Origin of the sequence: Arthrobacter sp. StoSoilB22 (genome assembly GCF_019977315.1) — a bacterium.
Lineage (GTDB): Bacteria > Actinomycetota > Actinomycetes > Actinomycetales > Micrococcaceae > Arthrobacter.
Map to the genome: position 1 here is coordinate 2,867,155 of NZ_AP024652.1, position 15,122 is coordinate 2,882,276.

Below are 15,122 nucleotides of genomic sequence, written 5' to 3' on the forward strand. Positions count from 1 at the left end.
GGCGCCCGGATTCCAGCCTAGGCTTATCCGGTGAGCAATTCGTGTATTCAGGACAGGGCATGGGCCAACGAGGCCATCCGTAAAATCGAGGCTGAGAACAACCGCTCGGCCGACACCCACCTTTATGCCGTCCCACTCCCGGACCACTGGGGAGTCAACCTGTACCTTAAGGACGAGTCGACCCACAGATCGGGCAGCCTCAAGCACCGCTTGGCCAGGTCACTTTTCCTATACGGCCTGGTCAACGGCTGGATCACCGAAGGCACTACCATCGTCGAAGCCTCAAGCGGGAGCACCGCGGTGTCCGAGGCATACTTTGCCCGGCTCATCGGGCTACCGTTCATCGCGGTCATGACCAAGACCACCAGCCCGGAGAAGATCGCCCTGATCGAGGATTTCGGCGGCGCATGCCTGCTGGTTGACCATGCTTCGGAGGTCTACGCCGTTGCGGAAGAGACCGCAAAGACCTCGGGTGGTTACTACATGGATCAATTCACCTACGCCGAACGGGCAACGGATTGGCGCGGCAACAACAACATCGCGGAATCGATTTTTGAACAGCTCTCCTTGGAAGAACACCCGATTCCGGAATGGATTGTGGTGGGTGCAGGCACCGGCGGTACCAGCGCCACCATTGGCCGCTACCTCCGATACAACCGCTATGACACCCGGCTGGCCGTCGTGGACCCCGAAAACTCGGCTTTCTTCCCGGCCTGGCGCGACGGAAACGCGGCCGCGGCAACAGGCCTTCCGTCCAGGATCGAGGGCATCGGCCGGCCGCGGTCAGAGCCCAGCTTCGTCCCGGCAGTCATCGACCACATGATCCAAGTGCCTGATGCTGCCTCGGTAGCCGCCATGCGGCACTTACGGAAACTCACCGGCCTGCACGCAGGACCATCCACAGGGACAAATCTTTGGGGCGTCTGGCAGTTGGTGGCCGCGATGGTGGCCGAGGGCCGGCAAGGCAGCATCGTGTCTCTCATGTGCGACGCCGGCGACCGTTACGCGGGTAGTTACAACGACGCCGGGTGGCTGGCCGCGCACGGCCTGGACCCCGCACCGCATGAAGCAGTTCTGGAACGCTTTCACGACACCGGGGTGTGGCCCGCCTAGACCTCCACCGACTCCTTCGGGGCAAGACGCCTGTAGGTGGTTCCGTAGCGGGCGCCGATCCGGGTGACATGGCCCTCTACGATCCCCCGGCCCAGTTCGTTGAGCAGGGCGTCGTGGACCGGAAAAGCCTGGGGAGCACGGACGGAGATGACGAAGTCCACTACCTCGCCCACTTTGGACCACGGAGCATGGAGGGGAACCAAAAGGGTCTGGACATTGATTCCATCGGGGACTACGAACGAATCGCCGGGGTGAAAGACGTTGTCATCCACCAGATAGCCAATATTCGCCACCACCGGGATCTGAGCGTGGATGACAGCGTGCTGGCCACCAAAAGTCCGGATGCTGAACCCTGCCGCTTCGAAGCCAGAACCGGCCTCCACGGCATACACGCGATCGGCCACATCCCCGCTTTCCTTCAAAGCAGCAGCCACCCCGGCCGGCGCATGGACCTCCAGCGCAGTGTTGCTGCGCAGGGCTGCTGTCACTGCCGCTTGGTCGATGTGGTCATTGTGTTCGTGGGTGACAAGTACGGCGTGGGCTCCGCGCAGGGCTTCCTCAGACTCGGAGAAAGTCCCGGGATCAATCACCAGGACCTTTCCTTCCTTCTCCAACCGGACACAAGCGTGGGTGTACTTGGTGAGCTTCATGGAGACAGCCTATGGGCGCCCACTGACAGTTTCCAAGCCTCCCCTACTGGTAAAATTGGGCTTTGCCAACATCCCCAGGGAAGTGAGTCTTTCAATGCCACAGGGCACCAATTCGGCCACGACCGGCAACGCAGCGCCGGCCACCAGCGGTGTCAGGGAGCAGCGCGTCACCAAGCAGCGCTTGGCCGTCAGCGCCGCCCTGGACGAATTGGATGACTTCGTGAGCACTCAAGAGCTTTACCGGCTGCTGCAGAACAAAGGCATCTCCGTGTCGCTTGCCACGGCCTACCGGATTCTGCAGTCCCTGGCCGACGACGGCCTCATTGATGTCCTTCGAAACGGCGACGGTGAAGCCGTCTACCGGCGCTGCGCGGTCACCGGACACCACCACCACCTGCTCTGCCGCAACTGCGGTAAGGCAGAAGAAGTGGAGGCACCCGCCGTCGAGACCTGGGCTGCCCGGACGGCAACTGAACACGGCTTCACCGAGGTTGCCCACACAGTGGAAATCTTCGGGTTGTGCCCCGAATGCACAGCCAAAAAGGCAGCCGGCAAGCTTTAGAGCGCTCCCGCCGGCTGGTCCCGTGATACGCGGCCATTAAGGCCCCTGTTAGCGCGGACCCTGCCGATGATCCGGCACACCACGTAAATCAGGAAGGACAGCGTGGTGACATACGGGCTGATGGGGAGGCGGCTGCCCAAAGCCAAAAGAATTCCACCCACTGTGGCCGTCATCGCGAAAAGCACACTCAGCAGCACTACCAAACGGGGTGATGTAGTCACCCTCAGCGCGGCAGCTGCAGGGGTGATCAGCAAGGCGAGGACCAAGAGCGCGCCCACGATCTGGATGGACAACGCCACACTGACACCCAGCAGCACCATGAAAGCGATGGCAAGGCCACGAACCGGCACACCCCTCGCTTCTGCCATTTCAGGGTCCACGCTGGCGAAGCTCAGTGGACGCCAGATTGCCGCCAAAGCAATCATCACCACCACAGCCGTGCCGGCAAGCACCTGCAGTTGCACCGTATCAACGGACACGATCTGACCTGTCAGCAGACCGAACTTATTTGCCGCGCGACCCTCATAGAGCGCCAGGAACAAAATGCCCAGGCCCAGCCCGAACGGCATAATCACACCAATAATCGAGTTCTTGTCGCGTGCCCTTACTCCCATGAAGCCCAGGAGTACAGCCGCGGCCACAGAGCCAATCAGGGAGCCGAAAATGATGTCGGCTCCGATCAGCAGGGCGAAGGCAGCACCGGCGAAGGACAGTTCGGAGATGCCGTGGACCGCGAAAGCCAGGTCCCGTTTCATCACGAACGTACCCACCAACCCGCCCAGAAGCCCCAGTACGGCACCCGCCCAGATGGAATTCTGGACGAGAACCAGCAATTCACCATAATTCTCAAAATTGAAAATGGTCTGCAGGATGCTCTCGACGTCCATCTAGAACTCCTCCCCGGTGGTTGCGTGGGCTTCGTCATGGAAGTGGGTGGTTGCGTCGGGAAGACCCACCACCACGATCCTTCCATTGGCGTGAATGACTTCCACGTGGCTGTCGTACAGTTCGGAGAGTACTTCCGTGGTCATGACCTCCTGCGGAGTTCCGACACGGAACTTTCCACCGGCCAGGTAGAGCACACGATCCACGTAGTCGATCACAGGGTTGATTTCGTGGGTCACGAAGACCACGGCGCTGTTCCGCTCATGGCATTGCTTGTTGATGAGTGAACTGACGCCCTGTTGATGATGCAGGTCCAGGGAAAGCAGTGGCTCATCGCAGAGGAGAACCTGCGGCTCGGTCGCCAAGGCCTGCGCCACCCTGAGACGTTGCTGCTCGCCGCCGGATAACTGTCCAACCGGCACCCTGGCGTAGTCCGATGCGCCCACCTGCTCCAGCAGCTGGTCGATCCGCTCGTTGACTTTGCCGGATGCAAACCGCATTCCCCAGCGGTGCCCATCGATCCCCAGCCCCACCAGGTCACGGGCGCGAAGCGGGGTGTCCGGGGCAAACGATTTTTGCTGGGGTATATAGCCGATTTTTTTACTTCCCCGCTCCACCGGGTGCCCACCCAGGGACACGGTTCCGGAATGCAGTTCCTGCAATCCGAGCAGAACTTTCAGGAAGCTGGTCTTGCCGCTGCCATTTGGACCAAGGACAGCGAAGAACTCACCCGGGTTGATGTCCAGGTCCAGGTCCCGCCAGAGTGTCCGCTTGCCGAACTGCAGGCTGGCTCCGCGGAGGCTCACTACCGGTGTCAAAAGTTATCCTCATATCCATGCATTCCGTGGAACGCAGTTGTTGTGCCGCTGGTATTGGCCACCAGGCTGGTGGCAAGCAAAAGGCCCCGCAGCCATCCTGAATATCTTAGGACGCCAGCGGGGCCCTTCACCCCATAACGGGTGCAGGGAACGCTACTTCTTGAGTGCGGCGGTGACTGATTCCACGTTGTCCGTCATCCACTGGAGGTAGTCTTTCCCGTCCGGCAGCGTTTCAGTGAAGTTCACAACAGGTACCCCGGCCGCTTCCGCAGCCCGCTTGACCGACTCGGTCTGCGGCCCCTCCGTCTGCTCGTTGTACGCCAGGAACCGGACCGATTTGGCACTGACCAGATCTGTGGTTTCCTTCAGTACCGCAGCCGGGACATCGGTCTCTTCTTCGATTGCCGCGCTGTAGGCTTCCGGCGTCTTGTTTTCCAAGCCTGCAGCTTCGAGGAGGTACAGCGGAACGGGTTCAGTGACGGCCACGGGGGCGTGCTCATTGCCGGCCTTGATCTCGTCAAGCTTGCCCGTCAATTCTGAGAGCTTTGCCTTGAATGTCTCCGCATTAGCCGTGAAGGTCGAGGCCGATCCCGCGTCAAGGCTGCCCAGCTTGGCGGCCACCGCGTCGGCAACCTTGCCCATGGTGTCCAGGCTGTACCAAACGTGCTCGTTAAAGTCTCCGTGGTTGTGGGTGTGGCCCTCTTCGCTGTGCGCTTCTTCGCTGTGGCCCTCCTCTTCCGGAGCAAGGCCTGAAATCTCGACGGCGCTGATCATGTTCTCGTGGCCGACTTTCGTCTCATCAGCAATCTTGTGGAGGAACTCGTCATAGCCACCGCCGTTCTCCACTACGAGCTTGGCTTTGGAAATCACCAGCTTGTCCTGGGCGCTTGCCTCGTATGAGTGCGGGTCCTGGCTGGTCTTGGTGATGATGGCGTTCACGTTGACTTTGTCCCCGCCGACAGCCTTCACGACATCCCCGTAGACATTGGTAGAGGTGACGACTTCAATGGCGCCTGTTGTGGGATCATTGTTCGCTCCGGCGGTCCCGGCACAGGACGACAGCAGTAGGGCGGACAGAGCTGCAGAAGCGGCCACGGACAGGCGGGTGGCGGAACGACGCACGAAGACCTCGGATCTACTCAAAATGAGAATCAAACACAATTACTGGGAGATTTCAGTGTAGCCCCAAATGGGAATGATTCCTATTTAGAAGGCTCTGGCGTCACCTGGAACCAGGCGACGCCAGAGGGATCTACCGCTTCCTACTGCACCTGCTGACCGCCATAACGGCGAATGCCGGTTGCCTGTGTAGCATCGCGGATCTCACCCACTAACTGCTCAATGACGTCCTCCAAGAACAACACGCCCTGGGTCTCCCCGCCCGAACCCACTACACGGGCCAAGTGCGAACCCGTTCGCTGCATGACGGACAATGCCTGCTCGATCTCGTCGTCCGGAGCCAGGTTGGCCAATGACCGTATCCTGCCCTCGGCAATCGGGTGTTTCCTGCCCTCGTCCGGAATGGACAGGATGTCCTTCACGTGGAGGTACCCGGCGAGTTCGCCGTCGTCGTCAACCATCGGGAACCGTGAGAAACCGGTGCGGCTGACCGCCTTCTCCAAATCCACGGGAGTGGATGCTGTCTTCAGGACCACCAGCTTGTCCAAGGGAACCATGATGTGCGAAGCAGTGTGTTCGGAAAATTCCAGAGCACCGCTCAAAAGACCCGCTTCATCGTCCACCAACCCATGGCGCGTGGACTCCTGGACGATCGACTGGACTTCCTCAAGCGTAAAGGAAGAGGACACTTCATCCTTGGGTTCAATTTTCATCAGCCGCAGGATGTGGTTGGCGAGCCAGTTCAATGACCAGATCACCGGGTTCACCACCCGGGCTATGAACATCAGCGGCGGCGCCAACAAGAGAGCCGCCTTGTCTGCAACGGAAACCGAGATGTTCTTGGGCACCATTTCGCCAAAGGTAACGTGCAGGAACGTGACGAACAGCAAAGCGATGGCAAACGCGATGATGTCTGCCAATTCAACCGGAACACCAACCAGCTCAAGGGGCTCCGCCAACAGATGGTGGATGGCCGGCTCCGCAACCTGAAGGATCAGGAGCGAGCAGACGGTAATGCCAAGTTGCGCACAGGCGAGCATCAGCGAGACGTTTTCCATTGCACGCAGTGTTGTTTGCGCGCGCTTGGACCCGGCTTGTGCCAACGGCTCAATCTGGCTTCGACGCGCGGACATGACCGCGAATTCAGCGCCAACAAAGAAGGCGTTGCCAATCAGAAGCACCACAAGCCAGACGATTCCTACCCAGTCATTCATAGGGCACCTGCTTCACGGCGCGGAATTTCGGCATCCGCAGCATCCGACATGTCTGTCTCCACGTGATGGAAACAGATCCTGTCGATCCTTCGGCCGTCCATCCTGGTCACAGTCAGCGTCCCGCCGACGGTTTCGACGACGTCGCCAGTCCTTGCGATGCGCCCCAGTTGGCTCATGACGTACCCGCCCACGGTCTCGTAGGCAGATTCGTCGGGGACAGTGAGGTTGGGTATCTGCTCGGATACCTCGTCCGGCCTCAGCAAGCCCGGAAAGTACCAATCGCCGGATGCACTCTGCAGCACTCCCGGCCGGACTTTGTCGTGTTCGTCAGCAACTTCCCCGACGATTTCTTCCACAAGGTCCTCCAGCGTGGTAATTCCTGCGGTTCCGCCGTATTCATCGAGTACAACCGCCAGTTGGAGGTTGCCTTCCCGCAACTCGGACAGGAGCGCGTCCAAGTGGATCGTCTCCGGGACCTGCAGGACATCCGTCATGATGGCACCGGCCTCGAGCTTGGCCCGGCGCTCAGCGGGCACGGCTACCGCCTTCTTGACGTGGACCACGCCGCGGATGTCATCGGTGGAATCACCAATGACAGGGAATCGGGAGTATCCGGTCCGTCGCGCAGCATCCAGGACATCGGATACCGGCTGGTCGGCGTCGATCGTTTCCATGCGGATGCGTGGCGTCATGACGTCCGCCGCAGTGCGACCGGAAAAGTTCAAGGTGCGGGCAACAAAGTTGGCCGTGCCGGCATCCAATGTCCCCAACTCGGCGGAGCGCCGTACCAAGGAAGCGAGTTCTGCAGGTGTCCTTGCCCCTGAGATCTCTTCCTTGGCTTCAAGACCGAACAGGTTCAACACCTTGTTCGAGAATCCATTCAGCACCACGATTGCGGGCTTGAAGACAGCTGTGAACATCAATTGGGGGCGCGCCAGGCGCTTACCTAACGGAAAAGCGAGAGCAATGGCCATGTTCTTGGGGACCAGTTCGCCAATCAGCATGGACAACAGGGTTGCGATCACCATGGCAAGGATCAACGCCACGGAATGGGTGACCTCGGCAGGGATGCCCACCGCACCCAATGGTCCCAGGAGAAGCTGCCCCAGCGACGGTTCCATCACGAAACCTGTCAGCAAGGTGGTGAGCGTAATGCCCAACTGGCAGCTGGAAAGCTGGGTGGAGAGGGACTTGAGGCACTTCAACAGCGGGGCGGCGGCGTGGTCGCCATTATCCACCGCGCGCTGAACGCTGGCTTGGTCCAAAGCAACAAGGGAAAACTCAACTGCTACGAAAAAGCCGGTGCCAAGAATCAGAGCAAAACCGGCTAGGAGGAGAATCCATTCCACTTAGCGCATCACTCCAAGAGTGGGCGCGTGCAGTGGAGATAATGCCTGCTGCGCCGGGATTCGCCCGGGCGGAGGCTGGTCGGGTCCCGCAGACGGACGGTCCGCAGAACCACCGGCAGTGAGCGCCGGCGAGTGATGGGCATGTGAACGGGTGTTGCCGGCTCGACGGGCACGCTGTGCGGGGTTGCCTGAGCGGCTCCCCCGACAGTTCCCAGGCCGGCACCTAGATTTACTGTCCATAAGACTTTCAGTCTACAGTCAGCCGGGCAGTGATGCCCTGCCGGCGTCACGTACCCTTCAAAGAAGAGGCACATGTCCATTAAGTCAGCCACAACATGATTTAGGTCACCACTATTGGCAGTTAACCAACGATGCTAACTAGACTGACATGGGTCTGAGTTCGCGGGACCCGGACCCTGGCCCGTCATTGTGGAGAGCATCTGTGGCCAGCGGGAAAACAACACTCATGGAAGAGGCGTATTTCAAGTGCCAGAGCAGCCCAGCCACCGTCTACCAGAGGAATTTGGCGGAAACGAGTGGCTCGTTGACGAACTGTACGAGCGGTACCAACAGGACAAGAATTCGGTCGACGCCAAGTGGTGGCCGCTCTTCGAGTCCTTTGCTTCCGGTGACGGCACTTCTTCCAACGGATCCTCCGCAGCCGCTTCGGCTGTCAATCCCCCTACCCAAGCACTTCCCGTGGTAGCTCCGCCCGCAGCGGCACCGGCACCGACGCCGGCCGCTCCCGCAGCTGCCCCCGAGCCTGCACCGGCGGCACCCGCCCCGGCGAAGAAGGCACCCGCCACGGTTGCCCGGGACGGAGCAAAGAAGCCCGTCGCCGGTGCCACGGCCCAGCCGATTCCGGCACAGCTTCCCAAGAGCACCAAAGCTCCCACGGCACCCGAGGAAGACGTCGTTTCCGTCCTCCGCGGCCCGGCCAAGGCCATCGCCACCAACATGGTGACCAGCCTGGAAGTACCCACCGCCACGAGCGTCCGGGCAGTTCCTGCCAAACTGCTCATTGACAACCGGGTTGTCATCAACTCCAACCTTGCCCGCGCCCGCGGTGGCAAGGTGTCCTTCACGCACCTCATCGGTTACGCCGTTGTCCGCGCGCTCTCCCAGTTCCCCTCGATGAACGTCTACTACGACGAAATCGACGGCAAGCCGAGCGCCGTCCAGCCGGCTCACGTCAACTTCGGCATCGCCATTGACATGCCCAAGCCCGATGGCACCCGCCTCCTGATGGTTCCGAACATCAAGAAGGCCGAGACCATGGACTTCGCGGAGTTCTGGCACACCTACGAGGACCTCATCAAGCGCGCCCGCAACGGCAAGCTCACTGCTGACGACCACGCGGGCACCACGGTGTCCCTCACCAACCCCGGTGGGATCGGCACCGTCCACTCGGTGCCGCGCCTTTCCAAGGGCCAGGCTGCCATCATCGGCGTCGGCGCGCTTGATTACCCGGCCGAGTTCCAGGGTGCCAGCGAGAAGATCATCGCCCAGAACGCCATCAGCAAGATTCTCACCCTGACCTCCACCTATGACCACCGTGTTATTCAGGGCGCAGGCAGCGGAGAGTTCCTGAAGCTCGTCCACCAGCTCCTCCTTGGCGCGCAAAACTTCTATGATGAGATCTTCGAAGCCCTGCGCATCCCGTACGAGCCCGTGCGTTGGAGCCCGGACCTCCAGGTTGATCCTGCAGACGAGATCAACAAGGTTGCCCGTATCCAGCAGCTGATCCACTCCTACCGCGTGCGCGGCCACCTGATGGCTGACACCGATCCCCTGGAGTATGTCCAGCGCAAGCACCCGGACCTTGACGTCCTGACCTACGGGCTGACCCTCTGGGATCTGGACCGCGAGTGGCCTACCGGCGGGTTTGGTGGCAAACCACAACTCAAGTTCCGCGACATCCTTGGCGTCCTCCGCGACGCGTACTGCCGCACCACGGGCATCGAATACATGCACATCCAGGAGCCGGCGGAACGCAAATGGTTCCAGGATCAGCTGGAGCACCCGTACTCCAAGCCGAGCCGCGAAGAGCAGCTGCGCATCGTTTCCAAGCTCAACGCCGCAGAGGCTTTCGAGACCTTCCTGCAGACCAAGTTCGTTGGCCAGAAGCGCTTCTCCCTCGAGGGCGGCGAGTCGCTGATTCCGCTGCTCGACGCCGTCATCTCTGACGCGGCCGACGACGGACTGGACGAAGTTGCCATCGGCATGGCCCACCGTGGCCGCCTCAACGTGCTGACCAACATCGCAGGAAAGACCTACGCACAGGTCTTCCGCGAATTCGAAGGCACCCAGGACCCCCGCTCGGTCCAGGGCTCCGGTGACGTCAAGTACCACCTCGGCACTGAGGGTACTTTCACCTCGGACAACGGCAAGCAGACCAAGGTCTACCTCGCCGCCAACCCGTCCCACTTGGAAGCTGTTGACTCCGTCCTCGAAGGCATTGTCCGCGCTAAGCAAGACCGCCTGGACCAGGGTGAGTCCTTCCCTGTCCTGCCCATCATGGTCCACGGCGACGCAGCCTTCGCGGGCCAGGGTGTTGTGGCTGAAACCCTCAACCTCTCGCAACTGCGCGGCTACCGCACCGGCGGTACCATTCACGTGATCGTCAACAACCAGGTTGGCTTCACCACCGCACCGTCGTCATCGCGTTCGTCAACGTACTCCACCGACGTTGCCAAGATGATTCAGGCACCGGTGTTCCACGTGAACGGCGACGACCCCGAAGCCGTGGTGCGCGTTGCGCAGCTCGCCTACGAGTTCCGTCAGCGGTTCCACAAGGACGTCGTCATCGACATGGTGTGCTACCGCCGTCGCGGCCACAACGAGGGCGACGACCCCTCGATGACCCAGCCGCTCATGTACAACCTGATCGAAGCCAAGCGCTCCGTTCGCAAGTTGTACACCGAGTCGCTCATCGGCCGCGGAGACATTACCGAGGAAGAAGCTGAGCAGCTGCTCCGCGACTACCAGGAGCGCCTTGAGCGCGTCTTCGCTGAAACGCATGCCGCACAGACTTCCCCGATCCCGATCATCACGGCGGACTCCGCTGCTGTCTCGGACATCGAGCGTCCCATTGCGCAGCAGTCTGACTTCGGGACGAACTCCCCCACGTCCACAGCGATTTCCGCCGAAACCCTTGCCCGCATCGGCAAGGCGCACCTGGAAATTCCGGATGGCTTCACCGTTCACTCCAAGCTCAAGCAGCTCCTGGAGAAGCGTGAGCAGATGTCCCGTGAGGGCGGCATCGACTGGGGCTTTGGCGAGATCGCAGCCTTTGGCTCACTGATCATGGAAGGCGTACCCGTACGCCTGGCCGGCCAGGACTCCCGCCGCGGCACGTTCGTCCAGCGTCACGCAGTGTTCCACGACCGCGCCAACGGCAACGAGTGGCTGCCTTTGGGCAACCTCTCCGACGACCAGGCCAAGCTGTGGATCTACGACTCCCTGTTGTCCGAATACGCTGCCATGGGCTTCGAATACGGCTACTCTGTGGAGCGTCCGGATGCTCTGGTCCTCTGGGAAGCCCAGTTCGGTGACTTCGTCAATGGCGCCCAGACCATCATTGACGAGTTCATTTCCTCGGCGGAACAGAAGTGGGGCCAGCGCTCCTCGCTGGTGCTCATGCTCCCGCACGGTTACGAAGGCCAGGGACCGGACCACTCGTCGGCACGCATTGAGCGCTTCCTGCAGATGTGCGCCGAGGACAACATGATCGTGGCCAACCCCACCACTGCTGCCTCACACTTCCACCTGTTGCGCCGCCAGGCCTACAGCCGCCCACGGAAGCCGTTGATCATCTTCACCCCCAAGCAGCTGCTTCGCCTCAAGGGCGCGGCTTCGGCTGTTGAGGACTTCACCACCGGAGGCTTCAAGCCGGTTATCGGTGATCCGGACGTGCAGCCGGCCAACGTGGACCGCGTCATTCTGGTCTCCGGGCGTTTGTACTACGACCTCCTGTCCAACCGTCAAAAGTCCGGCGATACCTCGACGGCGATCATCCGCGTGGAGCAGCTATACCCGCTGCCGAAGGCAGAGATTGATGCCGAGCTCGCCAAGTACCCGAACGCTGACATCGTGTGGGCACAAGACGAGCCCGCCAACCAGGGTCCCTGGCCGTTCATGGGCCTTAACCTGGCACCGGAGCTTGACCGCAAGCTCCGCCTCGTGTCGCGTCCGGCTTCGGCATCCACCGCTGCCGGATCCATGAAGCGCCACGCCGCTGAACAGGACACCCTGATTAAGCAGGCGTTCGAACGCAAGTAAGCGAAACTGCCCGGCCTGAGGAGCGATGTGCGCGCCTTAGGCCGGGCAGTTCTGTTTAATGGGACAGGACCCGGTTCCCAAACCGGCCGATGATCGGCCAAACCGTGCAAGGACCGTAACGAGTGTGAAGAGGTAGCCGTGGAAGACAGGAAGCTGCGCATCGCAGCTGTAGGAGATGAACTGCTCGCGGGCCTGGGGGATCCCCGCGCCTTGGGCTGGCTCGGTAGAGTCCTGGCCCGCACACCCCAGGATTCCGTCGTGGTGGAAAGTTTCCCGCTCCCCTGCCCCATGGAAGGCACCGAGGGCCTCGCCGCACGCTGGCAGGATGAAGCCGGAAGGCGCTTCAGTGATCAGCATGAGAATCGACTGGTGATCGGCCTTTCGGGTCGCGACCTTGAGTTTGGACTGTCCACGGCACGCAGCCGGCTGAACCTTGCGAACATCCTTGACGGGGCTTCGCACAGCAGCGTGGAGGTCTTTGTGGTGGGCCCGCCGCCTACCTTGGACCCCGCACGCAACAAACGTCTGGCCGAGCTGAACACGGCGTTTGCCGACGTCACCACCAGGCGGAACCACCATTACGTTGACACGTTCTCTCCCTTGCTCAATCATGAGCAGTGGAGGACGGACCTCGCAGCCAATGGGGGAACACCGGGCCAGGCCGGCTACGGATTGATTGCGTGGCTTGTCCTGCACCGCGGCTGGTTCCAGTGGCTTAATATCGCCCAACCGGAGTAGCCATGACGCGGATCGTGTAGGTTTCTGTCAGAGCACCATTCACCGCGGCCGTTGTTGCCGCAGTGGTCGCTACAGTTTCCTGCAGTTCCGGTCCGCCCTCACGGCTTCGTACGGCACTGGTGTCCGCGACGCCCAGCGCGAAGTATCCATCGGGACCATATCCGGGTGGGCTCCGTCACCAAGACCTGGACCACAACTGCCATTTTGCAGATGGTCCAGGAGGGCAGGCTTTCCTTGGATGATCCGGTGTCCCGGCACCGCCCCGACGTTCCCAACGGCGACAACATCACCATCGACCAACTGCTGACCATGCGGAGCGGGCTGTACAACTACACGGAAACCCTTGACCTCAATTCGGCCATGGACACAGACCCGCAAAGGGCCTGGCAACCGGACGAACTACTTGCCCTGGCGTACAGGCACCCACCGTACTTTGCGCCCGGCCAGGGTTTTCATTACTCCAATACCAGTACGGTCTGCTAGGCCTCATCGCCGAAAAAGTCGACGGGAAACCCTTGGGGCAACTGTTCAGGGACCGCATCTTCGAGCCGCTGGGCATGACAGGAACAGTCTTCCCGGACATTTCGTCCAACAGCATTCCCGCACCCCACCCCCAGGGCTACTTCTTCGGGGACAACGTCCTGACCATGACTAATCCCGCGCTGCCGGAGGCCATGCAGCAGGAAGCCATCGCCGGCACGCTCGCGCCCAACGACGTCACGCTCATCGGAAAGATGTACCGGTCCTAGGCCCACCCTGCCGTTGATTAGCATACGCAGAACCATTGTCTCCACAGCAGATGCGATATATCGTGTTTATGTAAACGCGATATATCGCAACGTGGAGGAATGATGTCTGACGAACTATGGACCGTGACGGACCCCCAAACCATTGACGTGGAGAATGTGCGCTCACTCAAACTCGGCATTGTCAAAGGCCGCTTTGACGTCGTGACGCACCAGGAACCTTTTGTCCGCATCGAAGTCAGTGAGATCACGGGCGACCCGCTGACGGTCACTCTTGTTGACGGAAGGTTGGAAGTACGCCACCAACTGCATGGACCGCAGGGCTGGTTCCGCAACTTGATGAGCACCGTCAATAACACCAGCAGCAACTCGGTGATCGTCGGCATTGCGCTGCCATCCGGCGTCGACGTTGAGGCGGGTACCGTGAGCGGTGACGGAATGGTCTCGGGCATCAGTGGACGCACCCGGCTCAATACGGTGTCCGGTTCTGTCCTGGCGGACGGCACCAGCGGCGAACTGCACGTCAATACAGTCAGTGGCGAGGTCATCGCCAGAAACCACGACGGCGTCCTGACCGCCAAGAGCGTCTCAGGCGAAGTCACCGCTTCGGGCAAGTTCAAGAACGTCCGCGCGAGCACAGTGAGCGGCGACCTCAGCTTTGACCTGCAGGACTACACCAACGACCTCGGGGCCAACTCCGTCTCCGGAGACCTGACCATCCGGCTACCACACGACGTCGGCCTGGACATCGTGGCGAAGTCGGCCAGCGGAACCGTGGTGATCGATGACCAAATGTACGCCCAAGCAGGCAGCACTGTTCACACTATTGTCGGTCCCGACGAAAGGCTGATGCTGGTGAGGACCAACACCGTTTCCGGCAAGACCTACATCATGCATGGATCGGCTCCCACACCGGAAAGCGGCCACCCCATCCCCGGGGAAGCGGGCCTCTGATGCCTCCGGTTTTCGCTCACGGCGCCCTGCGGCTGTACCTGCTCGCCTTGCTGGAGGCCGGTCCCAAGCACGGCTACGAGCTCATCAAGGCGTTGGGCGAACGGTTTGGGGGCACCTACTCCCCTAGCGCCGGTACTATTTACCCGCGCTTGGGCAAGCTGGAGGAGGAAGGCCTGGTTGCCACGGAGACCGAAGGCCGCCGCACCAAGTACCTCATTACGGACGCCGGCCGCGCTGAGCTCGATACTCGCCGGGATGAGCTGGCCAATGTCGAAGACACCATCTCCGCGTCCGTCAGGCGACTTGCCGACAACCTGCGGGAGGACATCCGCACCAATATGCGCGGCCTGCGGGCAGATCTTGCGGCCACTGCTGAAGCTGCACGAACCAGCGCTTCTTCGGCCCATTTGCGGAGCAGGACGATGGGGCATACTCCCGAAAGTCAACGCATCCTCAAGGAAGCGGAATTACTGGTTCAGTCCTTCAGGGATGACATCCGCGTCGAGTTACGCCAACACGGCGCCTCGCAGTCCCTGACTCCCCTGACGCTCGAAACCGTGCGCACCGTATTGGACCAGGCCCGCATATCGATCAGGAACACGCTGCATCATTGACGACGCCGGCGGCCACCAAGCAGCACGAAACCTGCCGGTTCGCGGCGCAGCACCCGGATGTGCGAAACTGGAGGGCAGC

At 61.1% G+C, this 15,122-nt stretch carries 12 protein-coding genes and 1 pseudogene; 7 read left to right on the top strand and 6 right to left on the bottom strand.

All coding sequences use genetic code 11. The features are described from left to right. Nucleotides 1-30: 30 nt before the first annotated feature. A complete protein-coding gene (cds1, locus tag LDN70_RS13360) occupies nt 31-1,113 on the top strand; it encodes an L-cysteine desulfhydrase Cds1 (protein ID WP_142938607.1) in 1,083 nt (360 codons plus the stop codon). Here the strand turns inward: cds1 and LDN70_RS13365 are convergent. Beyond that, nucleotides 1,110-1,763 carry an MBL fold metallo-hydrolase gene (locus LDN70_RS13365; protein WP_223940524.1) on the bottom strand — a complete coding sequence of 218 codons (654 nt, stop codon included), beginning with the start codon at nt 1,761-1,763 and terminating at the stop codon, nt 1,110-1,112. The two genes, cds1 and LDN70_RS13365, sit on opposite strands and share 4 nt — an antisense overlap. Nucleotides 1,764-1,857: 94 nt before the next feature. Here LDN70_RS13365 and LDN70_RS13370 point away from each other — a divergent pair, with 94 nt between their 5' ends. Then, nucleotides 1,858-2,325, top strand: coding sequence for a Fur family transcriptional regulator (locus LDN70_RS13370; RefSeq protein WP_142938605.1), 468 nt, complete (start codon nt 1,858-1,860; stop codon nt 2,323-2,325). Here LDN70_RS13370 and LDN70_RS13375 read toward each other — a convergent pair. The 5 genes from LDN70_RS13375 to LDN70_RS13395 all read right to left on the bottom strand — a co-directional run bounded on the left by LDN70_RS13375 (nt 2,322) and on the right by LDN70_RS13395 (nt 7,710). Beyond that, nucleotides 2,322-3,212: a metal ABC transporter permease gene (locus LDN70_RS13375; protein WP_142938604.1), complete on the bottom strand. Its 891-nt coding sequence runs from the start codon at nt 3,210-3,212 to the stop codon at nt 2,322-2,324. The two genes, LDN70_RS13370 and LDN70_RS13375, sit on opposite strands and share 4 nt — an antisense overlap. After that, nucleotides 3,213-4,016, bottom strand: coding sequence for a metal ABC transporter ATP-binding protein (locus LDN70_RS13380; protein WP_142938665.1), 804 nt, complete (start codon nt 4,014-4,016; stop codon nt 3,213-3,215). Between the two features lie 165 nt (nt 4,017-4,181). Beyond that, entirely contained in the window at nt 4,182-5,183 is a 1,002-nt protein-coding gene (locus LDN70_RS13385) for a metal ABC transporter solute-binding protein, Zn/Mn family (protein ID WP_166840171.1), read from the bottom strand. A gap of 107 nt (nt 5,184-5,290) precedes the next feature. After that, nucleotides 5,291-6,361 carry a hemolysin family protein gene (locus tag LDN70_RS13390; protein ID WP_166840169.1) on the bottom strand — a complete coding sequence of 357 codons (1,071 nt, stop codon included), beginning with the start codon at nt 6,359-6,361 and terminating at the stop codon, nt 5,291-5,293. Beyond that, a complete protein-coding gene (locus tag LDN70_RS13395) occupies nt 6,358-7,710 on the bottom strand; it encodes a hemolysin family protein (RefSeq protein ID WP_223940525.1) in 1,353 nt (450 codons plus the stop codon). Before LDN70_RS13395 ends, LDN70_RS13390 begins: the two co-directional genes overlap by 4 nt. A 486-nt stretch (nt 7,711-8,196) precedes the next feature. Between LDN70_RS13395 and LDN70_RS13400 the strand changes: the two genes are divergently transcribed. From LDN70_RS13400 to LDN70_RS13420, 5 genes and pseudogenes are all read left to right on the top strand, one after another. Next, nucleotides 8,197-11,991, top strand: coding sequence for a multifunctional oxoglutarate decarboxylase/oxoglutarate dehydrogenase thiamine pyrophosphate-binding subunit/dihydrolipoyllysine-residue succinyltransferase subunit (locus LDN70_RS13400; protein ID WP_142938600.1), 3,795 nt, complete (start codon nt 8,197-8,199; stop codon nt 11,989-11,991). A gap of 138 nt (nt 11,992-12,129) precedes the next feature. Continuing rightward, on the top strand, nt 12,130-12,729 hold the full coding sequence (locus LDN70_RS13405) for a GDSL-type esterase/lipase family protein (RefSeq protein WP_141282482.1): 600 nt from the start codon (nt 12,130-12,132) through the stop codon (nt 12,727-12,729). 210 nt (nt 12,730-12,939) lie between these two features. After that, nucleotides 12,940-13,478 (top strand): annotated as a pseudogene (locus tag LDN70_RS13410) (serine hydrolase domain-containing protein). 102 nt (nt 13,479-13,580) lie between these two features. Next, nucleotides 13,581-14,429 carry a DUF4097 family beta strand repeat-containing protein gene (locus tag LDN70_RS13415; protein ID WP_223942653.1) on the top strand — a complete coding sequence of 283 codons (849 nt, stop codon included), beginning with the start codon at nt 13,581-13,583 and terminating at the stop codon, nt 14,427-14,429. Then, nucleotides 14,429-15,043 (top strand): PadR family transcriptional regulator, encoded by a 615-nt coding sequence (locus tag LDN70_RS13420; protein WP_142938599.1) that lies wholly within the window; start codon nt 14,429-14,431, stop codon nt 15,041-15,043. Before LDN70_RS13415 ends, LDN70_RS13420 begins: the two co-directional genes overlap by 1 nt. Nucleotides 15,044-15,122 lie beyond the last annotated feature (79 nt).